Raw genomic sequence first — 14,122 nt, 5'->3', positions numbered from 1 at the left:
TTTTTTTGTAAATTAAAAAGTTATTTTAGCATCTTTTTTACAAGCAAAATAAAAATTAACAGACTAATAAACCCAGATACAGCACAAACAATAAATATCATTTGATATCCCATGAGCTGTGAAACGAACCCTAAAAGAATAGCGCCTAAACCAATTCCTAAATCAAAAGCAGTAAAGAATGTAGCGTTCGCTACACCTCTTTTCTCTGGTGAAGCTAATCGTAAAGTTACTATTTGAAGAGCGGGTTGTACTGATCCGAATCCAATTCCATATAAAATAGCTGTAATAACTAGTCCAACAATCCCATTTGTCATTGCTAGGACTAATAGTGCGACTATCAGTATAAAAAGTGCAGGAACAATGATGATCCCTTCTCCATGTTTATCTGATATCTTCCCTGCAAGTGGTCTAATTACTGTAAGCGTGACAGCATACACTAAGAAAAAAGTACCAGCATTAACTTGAATGTTTGCCGCAAATAGTGGTAAAAATGTTGTAATGCCACCAAAAGTAAAGGATAGGAAAAATGTAACAATAGCGACTGGTAATACAGTTTTTTCAAAAAATGATATTGGCTTTTTTGATGTATGCTGAACTGCTGGGATTTTTGTACCAAATGCAAGTATGAATGCCATAATTGCTAAGGCTGTACATAGAAGGAATAAATAATGAAATGATAATGATTTTACTATCCAAAGACCTAATATTGGTCCTAAAGCCATACCTAAAGTCATGGCAAGTCCATACCATCCCATTCCTTCTCCACGACGAGATTGTGGAATCACATCAGTCACAGCTGTACCAATCGAAGTTGTAGCAATTGCCCAGCTGATTCCATGGAGGATACGTAATACCACTAAAAATATAACTCCTGTTACCCAATCGTAAAAATACATTGTAATTGCAAAAAATAATAGTCCGCTTATTATAAATACTCGTCGACCATATCGATCCATTAATCCTCCAACAATAGGACGTAAAATGACTGCCGATATTGTAAACACTCCTATAATAAATCCAACTTGAGATTCACTTCCACCTAATTGTTTAATAAAAATAGGTAGTGTTGGCATGAGTAAATAAAAACCACTAAATAGTAATAATGCTGTAATTGTCAACATTATATAGTTCTTTGTCCATAATCGTTCCATTATAATGTAATCCTTCTTTCATTTGAATAATTTGAGCGTAGAAAGCTCGCATCAATTGTATTCTTGCCACTCAAAAATAAAGGGATAAGTAAATAAAAAAAGCAGTACCACCGCTATAAAAGTGTTGGTACTGCCATATAGAGTGACAAGTGTTTTGTTAATTAGAACGTACTTGCTACTTTAATCGCTTTTTCAAGCCCTGCAGCAATAATTTCTTCTGCTTTATCTGGGAATTGGTTGTGACCTTCAATTACTATTTTTTCTATATCTTTTGCACCGAAGAAGCTCATCATACTTGCTACATATTTAACAGCCATTTCCATTTCAGCTTTTGGTCCTTTAGAATATACACCGCCACTTGCGTTTAATAATGCAATTTTCTTATTTCCAATAAGACCTACTGGACCTTCTGGCGTATACTTAAATGTTTTGCCCGCGCGGTTTAAGTAATCAATATATGTGTGTAGTACGGCTGGGATTGTTAAATTCCATAACGGGAAACCAAATACAACTTTATCAGCTGCAAGGAATTGATCTAAATATTTATCAGCAACAGCTACTGCCTTTGCTTCTTCTGCTGTTAAATCAAATCCTCTACCAGACTTAAATGTACCGTTAATCATATCTACTCCTACATATGGCAATTCCTCATTGTATAAATCAAGCTCTACCACTGTATCATTTGGATGTGATTCTTTATAACTTGCTAAAAAAGCATAATATAATTTCACACTAACTGCTTGATCTGCTGGACGATTGTTTGCTTTTACAAATAAAACTGTTGTCATGTTTTTTTCCTCCTGTTATTCACTCTTACGTTGTTATTATTTACTCAATAAAAAGGGGGGATCCCATTTCTTTTATAACAAAAGTAATGTAGTCAACTTAATTGACCACATTATGCATATTACAATAGAATTCTGATAAAGTCAACTTAATTGACTTTAATTTTGTTGATCTATATTTTTCCACTAATCCAATCTATCATCAACAATCTCTATCTACAGTACATTGCAGTCCATCTAACGCATTCTCATTACCCTTTTCTAGTTCTTGATCAATCGCCTTTGCTAATTTTTCTTTGCTAGTAAATCCTTGAATGACCTCATCACCAATCATGAATGTTGGAACAGCCATAATTTGTACTTCTTGATGGGCATGTTTTATAGCTTTTTGATGCATTTCTCGGTACTTTCGTGATACTAATGCTTCTTTAAATGCATCCTGATAAAGTCCCACTTCCTCCGCCAATTTTGTTAACACTTCGATGTCTTCAATATTTTGTTCCTCTTGGAAATGTGCAATAAACACTCTATGGTGAAACTCATTTCCTTTTCCATGTTCTTTTGCAAATTGATAACCTTCAAACGCAAGGTGCGTATACGAACGAAAATGTGGTAACTTTATTTCTAATCCTAATTTTTTAGCAGTAGGATAAATAAATGAATTCCAAGCTTCCATTACACGAGGTTGTGTCCGTGGATCAACTTTCGGAGATGGACTAGGACGCAATTCAAATGGCATCCATTCTACTTCTACATCTTTTTCCTTTACAACCTCATCCAAAGGACCTGTTGCTAAAAAACAAAATGCGCATACAAAATCAGAATAAACTTTAATTTTTACAGTCATATATACGTTTCCTCACTTTTCTTTTTATCGCACCACTTGTAACTATATAAGTTATAAGTGGCGTAAAAAAATATACACTCTATACGAAGCATTTATTTTATTTACTAATAATGTAACGAGTTGTTCCATTGCCATATTCTCTAATACTTGATCCATCGCTTCTTGTGTATGGGCTAAAATAACCCTAAAATAATTTGTATATTTGCTCCCGTAGGATAAGTGAAATTTAGTTTTTTATGGGAATAAAACAACTTTTCCTGCTCTTTTATTAACTGAACCATCTAGTGTTGTGACTTTTTCTGTTGTTATACCCGTATTTGCATATGAGAAAATTTCTTTTTTATAAAAATCTACGTTATGTTTCACGTACGATAAAAGGAATCGAAACCGTTCATGCCCTGTATAAACAAAGGCGAAGTCTTCAAATAGACTTCGCCTTTTCGGCGTATCATAATTTACAGAAATTACTAATAGCCACATAATATTTCCTCATATATTCAGGCTCTTGTTTATCTTTTAAGAAACTTTGCATCTTCACTAAAAGGGAAAAGATATTGTCTTTACAATATCTTTTTAAAACTATACTCCATGTCTCCACCTAGAGCTTCAGCTGTATCACCAGTTTCTCTGAAATCATGTGTATGAATTTGTTCAAACGGACCAAAATCTGTTTGTTTATAAAATTCATAGCAAGGGAATCCGTCATGTGCACCTTGAATCTCAACAGTACCATCTTTTTTGACATGCACAGTTAAAAGATAGTCAACAGCAGGTGCATTTATATTTAATGGATTGCTAGCACTTGCACTCATTTGAAACTTGACGTCATCAGAAGCCCATTCAATATCAGTGCATACAATACGTTCTGTACTAGCTTTTCCTGATTTCTTATTAACAGAACCATCTGGAGTTGTGACTCTTTCTGTTGTTATACCCGTGTTCCCATATGTGAAAATTTCTTTTTTGTGAAAATCTACAACTACTTCTTGTTCAACTCTAGAACGCATAGCGTTTACAGCATAAGGGGTAAATTCACGTGCGTCACCTTCGAATTCGATTAAGTTTCCCGTTTGTTTATCTTCCTTAGGTCCAGTCCAACCTATTGCAGTCCAAGACGTTGGAATGAATACACTTGCTCTAATTTTAACGATATTAGTCATGAGAAACACCTCTGTAATTTTATTTTGGATAATACATAACCTTTAATCATTGAGCAAAACAGGTTGCAATTTCTTTCTCATAATCAATTGCTTTTCCTTTCATATTCGCTCTTTCTTGTCTAAATAGTAATACGCTTCTGATTCATATTTATATTTAAATTGTCTTTTTAAAACTGTATTCCATTTCTCCAGCTAGCGCCGCTGGAGTATCACCGGTTTTTCTGTAATCATGTGTATAGATTAATTCAAATCGACCAAAATCCGTTTGCTTATAAAATTCATAGCAAGGGAACCCATCATGAGAACCTTCAATATGCAAAGTTCCATTTCTGTTAACACGTATAGTTAATAAATAGTCAGCCGCAGGTGCTGCTGTATCTAAAGGGTTGCTGGCACTTGCTCTCATTTCAAAAGAAACTTCATCAGTGCCCCACACAACATTCGTACATACAATGTTGTCTGTACCTGTTTTTCCTTTTTTATGCTCAATAGAACCATCTGGATTTGTAATTTTTACAGTTGTAATACAAGCATCTGCAAATGTGAAAATTTCTTTTTTATAAAAATCAATAATCACTTCTTGCTCTAATCTTGATCGCATTGTGTTTACGGCATATGGTGTAAATTCACGTGCATCACCAGCATATTCTAAGATTCTTCCTGTTGCAGACTCCTTAATAGGCTTTAACCAAGCATAAGGAGCAAATACACTTCCTCTAATTTTAACGATATTAGCCATGAGAAACCTCCATAATGTATTAATTTTTGTTTCGGTGAATCCTATTCCTTTTATACTCCGAATATAGTCAATCGCGTTGACTATATTACTCATAGTACAATAGAATTCGAATGAGGTCAACTAAGTTGACTTTATTTAAGAAGATTTTATGTATGAATCATCAAATACTGAGTGAATTGGATCTTACATCACTTTTGCCATTATTCATTCTCACCTTTCTGTTTTTACTATGATAGATAATAAACCACATATAGAGGGATAATAAAATAACTAAGTTACAAATAGTAACTTAGTTATTTTATTATCCAAAGATTTTTTATTGTATTTACATTTTCCTTTCTAAAAAAACATCTATATAGGTTCTTATTCTCTAAATTATTTCTATTAATTTTTTGATGTAAGTAAAAAACAAAACCTTTATTTTATATGGTTTTAATTTGTGTTTATATAGAGGAAACTATTTATTTACTAGCCGATAAAAAATAATTAGAAGTAAAGGTAAGGGAAAATAAGGAAAAATAAAATTGTTGACTATTTAAAATACGTTGGTTACGATTAGTAACGTTGAGTGACACAAGTTACTATTAGTAACCTCGAGTAACGCAATCAAATAAGACACTTTACAAATACATTAAGGTTTTAAGAAAGAAGGTTTGAATCAAATGGATATTCTCTTAGCTATTCTTCCTGCACTATTTTAGGGAAGTATCGTCCTCTTCAATGTAAAGCTAGGTGGAGGGCCTTATAGTCAAACGATGGAAACAACGATTGGAGCACTGATCTTTTCAGTTGTTATCTATCTCGTTATTCATCCAGTATTGACTCCTTTGAATATTATTGTAGAAATCGTTTCTCGTTTATTTTGGTCGTTAGACAAAGTAATCAGTTAAAAACGATTGAGTATGTCGACGTACCAAATACAATGCCAATCTTGATATAGAAAGTTGTATGACAGCATAACAATTTTATGTAAAAAGGAACCTATTTAGAAAAAGGATAACTCATATTAAAGAAGCCATATGAATTTTTTATTACTACCCAATTATGGTTCTCTTATAAATAAAAAAAAGAATACAATACAAAGCATCTAGAAAGAAGGAATAATCACATGACTACATTTAATCTTTCCAATGACAGATCTATTCAAACAAATTTGAAAGGGAAAAATCTTCTTGCTCAACCTTTCTTAAATAAAGGATTAGCATTTACAAAACAAGAACGTAAAGATCTTGGCTTAGAAGGGATATTACCTCCAACAGTTTTAACGTTAGAAGAACAAGTTAAACGTGCTTATCGACAATTTAAAGAACAGCCTAATAACTTACGAAAAAATGTTTGGTTAAACGATTTATCTAATCGCAATACCGTATTATTCTATCGATTACTAACAGATCATCTTAGTGAAATGTTACCTATCATTTACACTCCGACTGTTGGACAAGCCATTCAAGAGTATAGTCATGAATATCATCGTCCAGACGGTGTTTATCTTTCTATTAATGATATGGATGGAATTGAAAAAGCATTTGCAAATAGTGGAGTTAAAGCAGAGGATATTGATTTAATTGTAGCTACAGATTCTGAAAGTATTTTGGGTATTGGAGATTGGGGAGCAAATGGAATTAATATTTCTGTTGGTAAATTGGCTGTTTACACGGCAGCTGCTGGTATCGATCCCAGTCGTGTGTTACCTGTTGTGTTAGATGTGGGGACAAACAACGAAGAGTTGTTACAAGATCCTCTTTATATTGGAAATCGACATGAACGTGTTCGAGGCGAAAAATACGACGAATTTATTGATGCATATGTTGAAAAAGCATTAGAAATGTTCCCAAATGCTTTATTACATTGGGAAGACTTCGGTAATGTCAATGCGCGCAACATTATTGAGAAATACGGAGATAAGATTTTAACATTTAATGATGACATTGAAGGTACTGGAGCTATTACATTAGCAGCTATCCTTTCTGCTGTTCAAGTTACTGACGTCCCATTACGAGAGCATCGAGTAGTGGTATTTGGACCAGGGGCCGCAGGGATTGGTAATGCTGATCAAATTCATAATGCGATGGTGTTTGATGGTCTTTCGACAGAAGAAGCATATAGTAGATTTTGGGCTGTTGATTACCGAGGACTTTTAACAGACGATATGGATGGTATTTTAAACTTCCAAAAACCTTACTTACAAAAATCGGAAGAAGTAAAAAATTGGGCGCGTGATGAATCCGGTAAAATAACTCTTCTGGAAGTAATTAAACAAGTAAAACCTACTATTCTGATTGGAACATCAGGTGTAACGGGAGCCTTCTCAGAAGAAATCGTAAAAGAAATGGTCAAACATGTGGAACGCCCAGTCATTATGCCAATGTCAAACCCAACGCCATTAGCAGAGGCAACTCCGCAAGATTTACTTACTTGGACAGATGGAAAAGCACTAATTGCAACAGGAAGTCCATTTGAGCCCGTTTCTTATAAAGGTACAGTATACGAAATTGGTCAATCTAACAATGCATTTGTATTCCCAGGTTTAGGACTTGGTTCGATTGTCGTAAAAGCTAAAGTGATTACAAGTGGTATGTTTACTGCTGTTGCAAATGCTGTGACTGATATGACTGATAGTCGTAAAACTGGTGCTTCATTACTTCCAAGTACAAAGGACTTGCGTGCTGTTTCTATAGCAGTAGCAATTAAAGTTGCAAAAGCAGCTATTCAAGACGGCGTGGCTCAACATGTTCCAGAAGATGTTGAACAAGCTGTAAAAGATGCCATGTGGCATCCAACTTATAAGCAAATCAAAGCTAGTGAAAATTCGGAGATAGCTATGTAAGTTTAAATGAATGCCTATCACCTTGATAGGCATCGGTATTTAATAGAAATTATTCACTTTGAAATTAAATCGTAATTTAGGATATATACGCTTAGATCAAAGTGAAGTATGGAGGATTTTAAAATGGATATTAGTCAAATCTTTATTATTTTAACACCTATTTTCTTTACCATCCTATTAGGATATTTAGCTGGATATTTTAAAAAATTTGATGCGACGACATCAAAAGGATTAAATACATTAGTAACTAAATTTGCATTACCAGCCCATCTATTTGTGGGGATTACAACAACCCCTAAGCAAACATTAATTGAAAAATGGCCATTTTTACTTGCCTTAGTTATTAGTATTGTAGGTTTTTATATTGTTTTCCTGTTAATTGCTAAATACGTATTTAAGTTTTCATTAACAAAAGCATCAATGTTTTCTTTAAACTCAGCCCAACCAACTTTTGCATTTATGGGAACTCCGGTTTTAGGAAGTTTGTTTGGAGCAAGTGTGGCTGCGCTTCCAATTGCCATTACAGGAATCGTTGTGAATGCCATGCTAGATCCATTAGCTACTATTATTGGTGCAGTGGGTCAACGTCAGAATGAAGAGACTGACGAGAAAGAAAGTCTTTTGAAAGTAACTGTTAAATCAATTTTACATGGTCTTTCAGAGCCGCTAGCCTGTGTTCCTTTAATTGGGGTTATTCTTGTGCTATTCGGGTTCCAGTCACCACATTTATTAGCGAAGAGTTTAGAGCAAATTGGTGGCATTACATCGGGTGCAGCGTTATTTGCAGTTGGGGTCACAATCGGAATTCGTAAAGTTCAATTTAGCCCAACTGCATTTGGGATTTCACTTCTTAAAGTAATCGTTCAACCACTTGTCATGCTTGGAATTGCGCTTGCAATAGGATTATCTTCAGATGACGTAACAAAGTTAGTTTTATTAGTAGCATTCCCAGGATCTGCAGTAGCTGCTATGATTTCAGTGAAATTTGACAGTCTAGCAGGTGAGACAGCTTCTTCTTTTGTTATTAGTGCGCTTATGTCTCTTGTCACCCTTCCCTTTTTGATTTCTTGGTTGATGTAAATATAGTTACTGTCAATCAATTGAGATTGTAAAGAATTGAACTGTACTCTATAAAATGGACAGTTTAATAAAAAGACTCTAAAAAATCAAGCACTAAAAAAGATGGTTTCGGTATTCTACCGGAGCCATCTTTTTAGTGTCCACTATAAGGGCTATAATTATAGTCCTAAAATAATCTGAGTAAACGACTGAAAATTATTTTAGTGGATTAAGTTGATGTACAAAATACTATAGAGCGAGATAATATTGTGGGATGAATTAGATACAAGGTAAGTGAAGAAAAGCCTAGGAGAGTTTTTAGATTGAAATATTTAAAAATATTTAGCAACTTCTTTAGCTCTAATAATAGCTTTTTCCTTAATTTCTTCAGCCTGTCCTGGAAATTTGTTATGTCCTTCGACAAATATTCCTTCAAAGAAAGAGGTTCCAAAGAATTCCATCATAACCTCTAAATACCGATGCCCCATCTCTCTATGTGCTTCTGGTCCTTCAGAATAAATATCGCCACGTGCTTGAATGTGCAATGCTTTTTTACCTGTTAATAATCCTACTGCTCCTTCTTTTGTATACTTAAATGTTTTTCCTGATACAGCCACGGCGTCAAGATATGTTTTTAAAATGGCTGGAATAGAGAAATTCCACATTGGAGTGACGAATACATACTTGTCAGCTAATACAAATTGTCCGCCTAATTCAGCTAGACGTCCTACTTTTGATATTTCAATAGGTGTTAATTCATGTAAAGGAATGCCAGATCTAAGTTTCTTCCACCCACTAAATACATCAGCATCAAGATATGGAATATCTGCTTTGTATAAATCAAGATGAACAACTTCATCATGGGGGTTTAATTCTTTATAGGATTTAATAAATTCTTTTCCAACTGTCAAACTGTATGATTCAGTATCGTCAAGTGGATGCGCTGTAATATAAAGAAGATTTGCCATTTGTTTCTTCCTGCCTTTCTAAGATGAGATCAGTTATTACTTTAGTATGAAACAGTGTAATTTTTTTAATATGAATTGTCTACTTATTGAATTGATTGACTATATTTTTTAGGAAATTGCACTTCATCTTTTCTTAATATGTGTTTGATTTATGTATTTGAGAGGGCCTTTTTAATTACTCTTTTATCCAACTTTCGGCCCATTGACTAATTGGTCCAAGAATTCTTCCTAATTCTGTTCCTTTTTTTGTTAGTAAATACTCTATTCGTACAGGGCGTTCCGCAATCACGTGTCGCACTACCATATCGTTATCCTCAAGCTCTTTCATTCTTTCTGTAAGCATACGTTTACTTAAATCTGGAATCATTGAATGAATTTCACTAAAACGTTTAGGACCACTCATTAGTACATAAATAATTAATCCTGTCCATCTTTTTCCTATTAATTCAAAGCTTTTTTCTATTTTAGGCCCTATGTCTCGTTGTTCATCCATTTCTCATACCTCCGTATAGATGATTTGTAATCTTTTATTCCCCGTGCATTTATTGTAATCACATAAATTATATCAAATAAATAAAATAATTCCTTTATTTTAGTAGGAAATTATAATTAATTGGATATTTAAAGTAACCTGTATATTTTTGTGATGAGGAAATTTTTTTGAAAAAATCGATATTTTCATCATGTTATTTCTTATTAATATGTAATTTTAATGAGCTTTTATGTGAGTAAATATTTCTTGACGTACAATTACCTTAAGGATATTGCGGTTACATAAAACAATCCAACTTACTAAAGGTTACCTTTTGTAATACAGCTGTTAAATTTTTGAATATTTGAGTTCTATTACTGTTTATAAAAGAAATTTTATTATATAAGACATAGAGAACGTTCTTTTAGTTTCTATAGTAGGTTAATTTCATGAATGTTATATTCATTTAAGTTGAAACGTATGTTCATTTCTATGAGTATCCGTTTTTTTTAGATTGATGGGAGTTTTTTTGTTTGTATATATGTGTACTTATTATGTTAAAAGTTTAGAATTGCAGAATGGAGAAAAGGCTAAAAGTTATGGAAGTAAAGGAAACAAACTTATTGAGAGTCTTATTATTTCCAGTTTAAAAATAATGCGTTGCTTTAAGTGGGCCATATTTCTTTTATAACAAAAACAACATAGTGAACTTGATTGATTATGTTGTTTGTAGTACAATGGAATCCGAATAAAGTCAACTAAATTGACTTTATTCGAGGAGGTTTTATGTATGAATCATCAAGTATTTAGTGAATTAGATCTTACATCACTTTTGTCATTATCCTTTAGTACATCGATTAATGAACTACATGACAGATTGAGTGAATTGGGATTCGGAGATATTAGACCTATACATGGTTTTATGTTTAAATACATCACTCCTAATGGAGCAACAGGTATAGAACTAGCTGAATATTTAGGAATTACAAAGCAAGCTGTAAGTAAAATGGTGGATTTTCTTGAAAAAAGTGGTTATGTAATGCGTAAAACTCATCCCACTGATAAGAGAGGGAAAATTATTGTTTTGACTGAACGAGGTTGGTTAGTAGTGCAAGCAAAAGAGAAGATACTAACTGAGATTGAGCAACGTTGGATTGAAAACATAGGTGCTGAACGAATGCAAATGCTCAAGGAAGATTTAACAAAATTAGTTTATGAAGCAAATGAAGGTAATTTACCATTGAAGTTTAGACCTGTCTGGTAAATATAGAGTGCCTCAAAATCTTAACTTGATGCATGCCCATCAAGTTAAGATCTTATAATACCCCTATAACAAAAATTTTGTGCATTTTGCTTGTTTTTATTGTTTTGGGGTAACTCGTTCTTTTTAGCCTAATGGCAATGGGGCAGGATTCCAAAATGAAAATTTGATCTCTCCACAGTTGTCTATGAAAATTCAATTCATTTTTTGCTTGGAGAAACAATGATGAATAGGTAATGAAAACGAAATCAATATAAATAGAGAAAAGAAGATACCTGTACGTAGTAGGTATCTTCTTTCTTCATTAATGGGTATTTTTAGTGGATGCTGTTATATAGAGCTGAGTTTTATGCTTATATTTTAGTATGTAATTCCACGACAAATTCATCTTTTCTTTGCCACCTTTTTTTTCTTAAATATGTGACCTTTTCAAGCACTGACTTAAGTAGGCGATTTTTCTTTTCTATATCTTCGGTCGCATAGTATGCTTCTAATACATTTTTAATTTTGGGAACAAACTCATGTATATGTTTTTCTTTTTCTAATACATGCTTAATTTCGTGCTCAAGTTGCTTAATTTCTTCTTGTATAGTTTTTAAACGTATTACAATGGATTTCTGTCGTTCTAAAAAAGTTTCAATATCGTATACACCTTTCTCTAACAAATCATGGAGGGTATTTTTTTGTTTTTGCAAATCATTAATTTGATGTTCTTTCTTTTCTAAAGCTTTTTTTTGCATATTAATGTTATTCGTTGTTTTCTTTTTTTGTACCATGTTCTCTTGTATCTCAAAGCTTTCAATAATTTGTTTTAATCCGTCAAGTATACGCTGTTCAACAAGTGCTAAGGAAGCTCCTTTTTGAATTCCTTTACAAGACGGTTGTACACAGCGAACTTGGGGGTTAGGGCGATCTTTTCGTGGCTGATAAAGCATGGAATGACCACATAATTCGCATAACAAGATTCCTGCCAATGGATTGGAAAGTTTTTTTGTTTTGATTGTTGGAGGTCTCCAACGTTTGCTATGAGCCATATTGGCTTTTTGAAATAACTCTTCTGATACAAGTGGAGTATGAGCATGATCGTGTCGTTGCCATCTTTCCTTCGGTACTTTTTTACGAATGTACTTCCCATTTTGTTTGGTATAACGTATTTTCCCCCAAATAATGTGACCAAGATATACTTCGTTTTTTATAATGGAGGAGATAGTTGAAGGATTCCAATATTCACCTTCAGGAGGAGAAATACCCAACCTATCTAATTCTTGGGCAATTGCCTGTCTTCCCATTCCATTCGCCATTAATTCGAAAATTTTTGGTATCACCCAACTCTTTTCAGAATCAGGATAAAGTTTTAAATTATTATCTCGTAAGTATCCAAAAGCTGGCACGCGAGAGATAGATTTTCCTTCTTTTGCAGAAACCCTTCTACCACGCTGCATACGTTTAACAATTGTTTTTAATTCTTCTCGGGCAATTAAAGATTTTATACTAAAGGTCAACTCTTGATTTTCATCATTGGGATCAATAATTTCTGTTGGAGTAATAATGAATGTCTCTGAATAGCGAAACACACGATAAATCGTTCCCTGATCTACCATATCCCCACGACCAAGACGGTCTAAATCCATTACTAACACAGCATTAGCGATGCCTGATTCTACTTCGCGAAGAAGTTTTTGCATCATAGGTCTTTCAGATATATATTCACCAGAAACAACTTCTTCAAAAATATCAATAATATTATGATGCTCTTTGTGAGCGAGTTCTAATAACTGAGTACGATGACGTTCAAGTGTATCATAATGTTGTCCGTGTTCCATCGCCTTTTTTTCTTCTTCAAGATCTTTTCGACTTTTACGTAAATAGATGAATACATCAAGTTCTTGTGGACGGTACATTAGTTTCACCTACCAGCTTGTCTATTATTATTGTTATAAATATGTATGGCTAGCTTGTCCTATGAAAATGATAGTTCGTCTTTTTTCCTGTCTTGCATACATATAATGCAAGGGGGGATATGATGAAAGAATTCCAATTTGGTAATACAAAAGTCATTATCCATTCACCACTTGCATCAATGGAAAAAGAAGAACAAAAAGAATGGTTCCAACAAGAGTGGGAAAAGAAAAATCCAATTTTAAGGTCTATAGTTGAAGCGGCAGTGAGTTGTCAGGAAGACGAAAAATAAAAAGAGCATCCTCTTTCTTTAAGAGGTATGCTCTTCTTTTTTTGATTAAATTATTCACTAACATAAATAATTGTTTTTTATTGTGAATAGTCTTTTTAGTTTTGTAAATAATAATCCTGATCATTGTTATCGGAGGTAGGTGATACCTGAGATAGATAAATACCTTTTTCTAAGGTTTCTAATAAGTAGTATCCAAATGCTTCATTCTGTTGCATCAAGCTATGTAAGAGAGTGCTTGCCCGAGCAATTCTATATTTTGTTTCATCTTGTATTAAGGAAAAGTTATCTATTGTAATGAGGTGAAGTTCATCTTGCAGTTTTTGTAGTAGTGAAAGTTGAATGGTATCTGTTTTTCCTGTCTCAAGATTACTTAAATAAGCTGGTGATACACCAAGCTGTTTTGCAAAGGTGTTTAGTCCAATGCCTTTTTGAGTACGTAGTGTACGAATGTGTTTACCAATTTCATTTATCATAAGAATAACCTCCACGGATTTATTGAAAGGAATACATAAAATGAATAGGCAAAAGAAAATTACAATTACATCAGTAAGTTATGTTCATGATCCAGAATCAGCTCAAAAATGGTTTGAAGCGTATATCAAGATTGTTGAAAAAGAATTAGTTAAAGCAATTAATAAGGACTAGCCGCTATTTTTGATACA

14 protein-coding genes and 3 pseudogenes are annotated in these 14,122 nt (G+C 33.4%); 7 read left to right on the top strand and 10 right to left on the bottom strand.

Going from position 1 to position 14,122, the window contains the following annotated elements; genetic code table 11:
* Positions 1-20: 20 nt before the first annotated feature.
* The 4 genes and pseudogenes from MR071_RS22180 to MR071_RS22165 form a co-directional block, all read right to left on the bottom strand.
* Positions 21-1,151, bottom strand: coding sequence for an MFS transporter (locus MR071_RS22180; RefSeq protein ID WP_105587918.1), 1,131 nt, complete (start codon positions 1,149-1,151; stop codon positions 21-23).
* 161 nt (positions 1,152-1,312) lie between these two features.
* Positions 1,313-1,939 carry an FMN-dependent NADH-azoreductase gene (locus tag MR071_RS22175; protein WP_105587919.1) on the bottom strand — a complete coding sequence of 209 codons (627 nt, stop codon included), beginning with the start codon at positions 1,937-1,939 and terminating at the stop codon, positions 1,313-1,315.
* Between the two features lie 199 nt (positions 1,940-2,138).
* A complete protein-coding gene (locus MR071_RS22170; protein ID WP_105587921.1) occupies positions 2,139-2,783 on the bottom strand; it encodes a DsbA family oxidoreductase in 645 nt (214 codons plus the stop codon).
* Positions 2,784-3,035: 252 nt separating this feature from the next.
* Positions 3,036-3,137, bottom strand: a pseudogene (locus MR071_RS22165) (DUF3238 domain-containing protein); the annotation flags it as partial.
* On the opposite strand from MR071_RS22165, the pseudogene MR071_RS22160 reads away from it, so the two are divergent.
* Positions 3,125-3,265, top strand: a pseudogene (locus tag MR071_RS22160) (IS6 family transposase); the annotation flags it as partial. The pseudogenes MR071_RS22165 and MR071_RS22160 sit on opposite strands and share 13 nt — an antisense overlap.
* Before the next feature lie 78 nt (positions 3,266-3,343).
* Here MR071_RS22160 and MR071_RS22155 read toward each other — a convergent pair.
* Both MR071_RS22155 and MR071_RS22150 read right to left on the bottom strand, forming a co-directional pair.
* Entirely contained in the window at positions 3,344-3,943 is a 600-nt protein-coding gene (locus MR071_RS22155; RefSeq protein WP_002114589.1) for a DUF3238 domain-containing protein, read from the bottom strand.
* 154 nt (positions 3,944-4,097) lie between these two features.
* Entirely contained in the window at positions 4,098-4,682 is a 585-nt protein-coding gene (locus MR071_RS22150) for a DUF3238 domain-containing protein (RefSeq protein ID WP_105587923.1), read from the bottom strand.
* A gap of 707 nt (positions 4,683-5,389) precedes the next feature.
* Here MR071_RS22150 and MR071_RS22145 point away from each other — a divergent pair.
* The 3 genes and pseudogenes from MR071_RS22145 to MR071_RS22135 form a co-directional block, all read left to right on the top strand.
* Positions 5,390-5,613, top strand: a pseudogene (locus tag MR071_RS22145) (GRP family sugar transporter); the annotation flags it as partial.
* A gap of 177 nt (positions 5,614-5,790) precedes the next feature.
* The gene (locus tag MR071_RS22140) at positions 5,791-7,509 is read left to right on the top strand and encodes an NAD-dependent malic enzyme (RefSeq protein ID WP_105587924.1); all 1,719 of its coding nucleotides are present in this window, start codon (positions 5,791-5,793) and stop codon (positions 7,507-7,509) included.
* Positions 7,510-7,632: 123 nt separating this feature from the next.
* Entirely contained in the window at positions 7,633-8,589 is a 957-nt protein-coding gene (locus tag MR071_RS22135; RefSeq protein WP_002114592.1) for an AEC family transporter, read from the top strand.
* A 311-nt stretch (positions 8,590-8,900) separates the two neighbouring features.
* Here MR071_RS22135 and MR071_RS22130 read toward each other — a convergent pair whose 3' ends face one another.
* Together MR071_RS22130 and MR071_RS22125 are read right to left on the bottom strand one after the other, a co-directional pair.
* A complete protein-coding gene (locus tag MR071_RS22130; protein ID WP_002114593.1) occupies positions 8,901-9,536 on the bottom strand; it encodes an FMN-dependent NADH-azoreductase in 636 nt (211 codons plus the stop codon).
* A 175-nt stretch (positions 9,537-9,711) separates the two neighbouring features.
* Positions 9,712-10,029 (bottom strand): winged helix-turn-helix transcriptional regulator, encoded by a 318-nt coding sequence (locus MR071_RS22125; RefSeq protein WP_087963132.1) that lies wholly within the window; start codon positions 10,027-10,029, stop codon positions 9,712-9,714.
* A gap of 769 nt (positions 10,030-10,798) precedes the next feature.
* Here MR071_RS22125 and MR071_RS22120 point away from each other — a divergent pair.
* Entirely contained in the window at positions 10,799-11,272 is a 474-nt protein-coding gene (locus MR071_RS22120) for a MarR family winged helix-turn-helix transcriptional regulator (protein ID WP_087963133.1), read from the top strand.
* 350 nt (positions 11,273-11,622) lie between these two features.
* Here the strand turns inward: MR071_RS22120 and MR071_RS22115 are convergent, their stop codons facing one another.
* Positions 11,623-13,170, bottom strand: coding sequence for a recombinase family protein (locus tag MR071_RS22115; protein ID WP_105587925.1), 1,548 nt, complete (start codon positions 13,168-13,170; stop codon positions 11,623-11,625).
* A 122-nt stretch (positions 13,171-13,292) separates the two neighbouring features.
* Between MR071_RS22115 and MR071_RS22110 the strand changes: the two genes are divergently transcribed.
* Complete coding sequence (locus MR071_RS22110) at positions 13,293-13,460, top strand: hypothetical protein (RefSeq protein WP_166504398.1); 168 nt, start codon at positions 13,293-13,295, stop codon at positions 13,458-13,460.
* A gap of 95 nt (positions 13,461-13,555) precedes the next feature.
* On the opposite strand, the gene MR071_RS22105 is transcribed toward MR071_RS22110, so the two are convergent.
* Positions 13,556-13,933 (bottom strand): helix-turn-helix domain-containing protein, encoded by a 378-nt coding sequence (locus tag MR071_RS22105; protein ID WP_087963135.1) that lies wholly within the window; start codon positions 13,931-13,933, stop codon positions 13,556-13,558.
* Between the two features lie 40 nt (positions 13,934-13,973).
* Here MR071_RS22105 and MR071_RS25520 point away from each other — a divergent pair, with 40 nt between their 5' ends.
* Positions 13,974-14,105 (top strand): hypothetical protein, encoded by a 132-nt coding sequence (locus tag MR071_RS25520; RefSeq protein ID WP_003195041.1) that lies wholly within the window; start codon positions 13,974-13,976, stop codon positions 14,103-14,105.
* Positions 14,106-14,122: the final 17 nt, after the last annotated feature.

Source organism: Bacillus cereus group sp. BfR-BA-01316, from assembly GCF_022664195.1.
Lineage (GTDB): Bacteria > Bacillota > Bacilli > Bacillales > Bacillaceae_G > Bacillus_A.
Note: the sequence above shows the minus strand (reverse complement) of the source record. Positions and strands in the feature narration are given on the sequence as shown.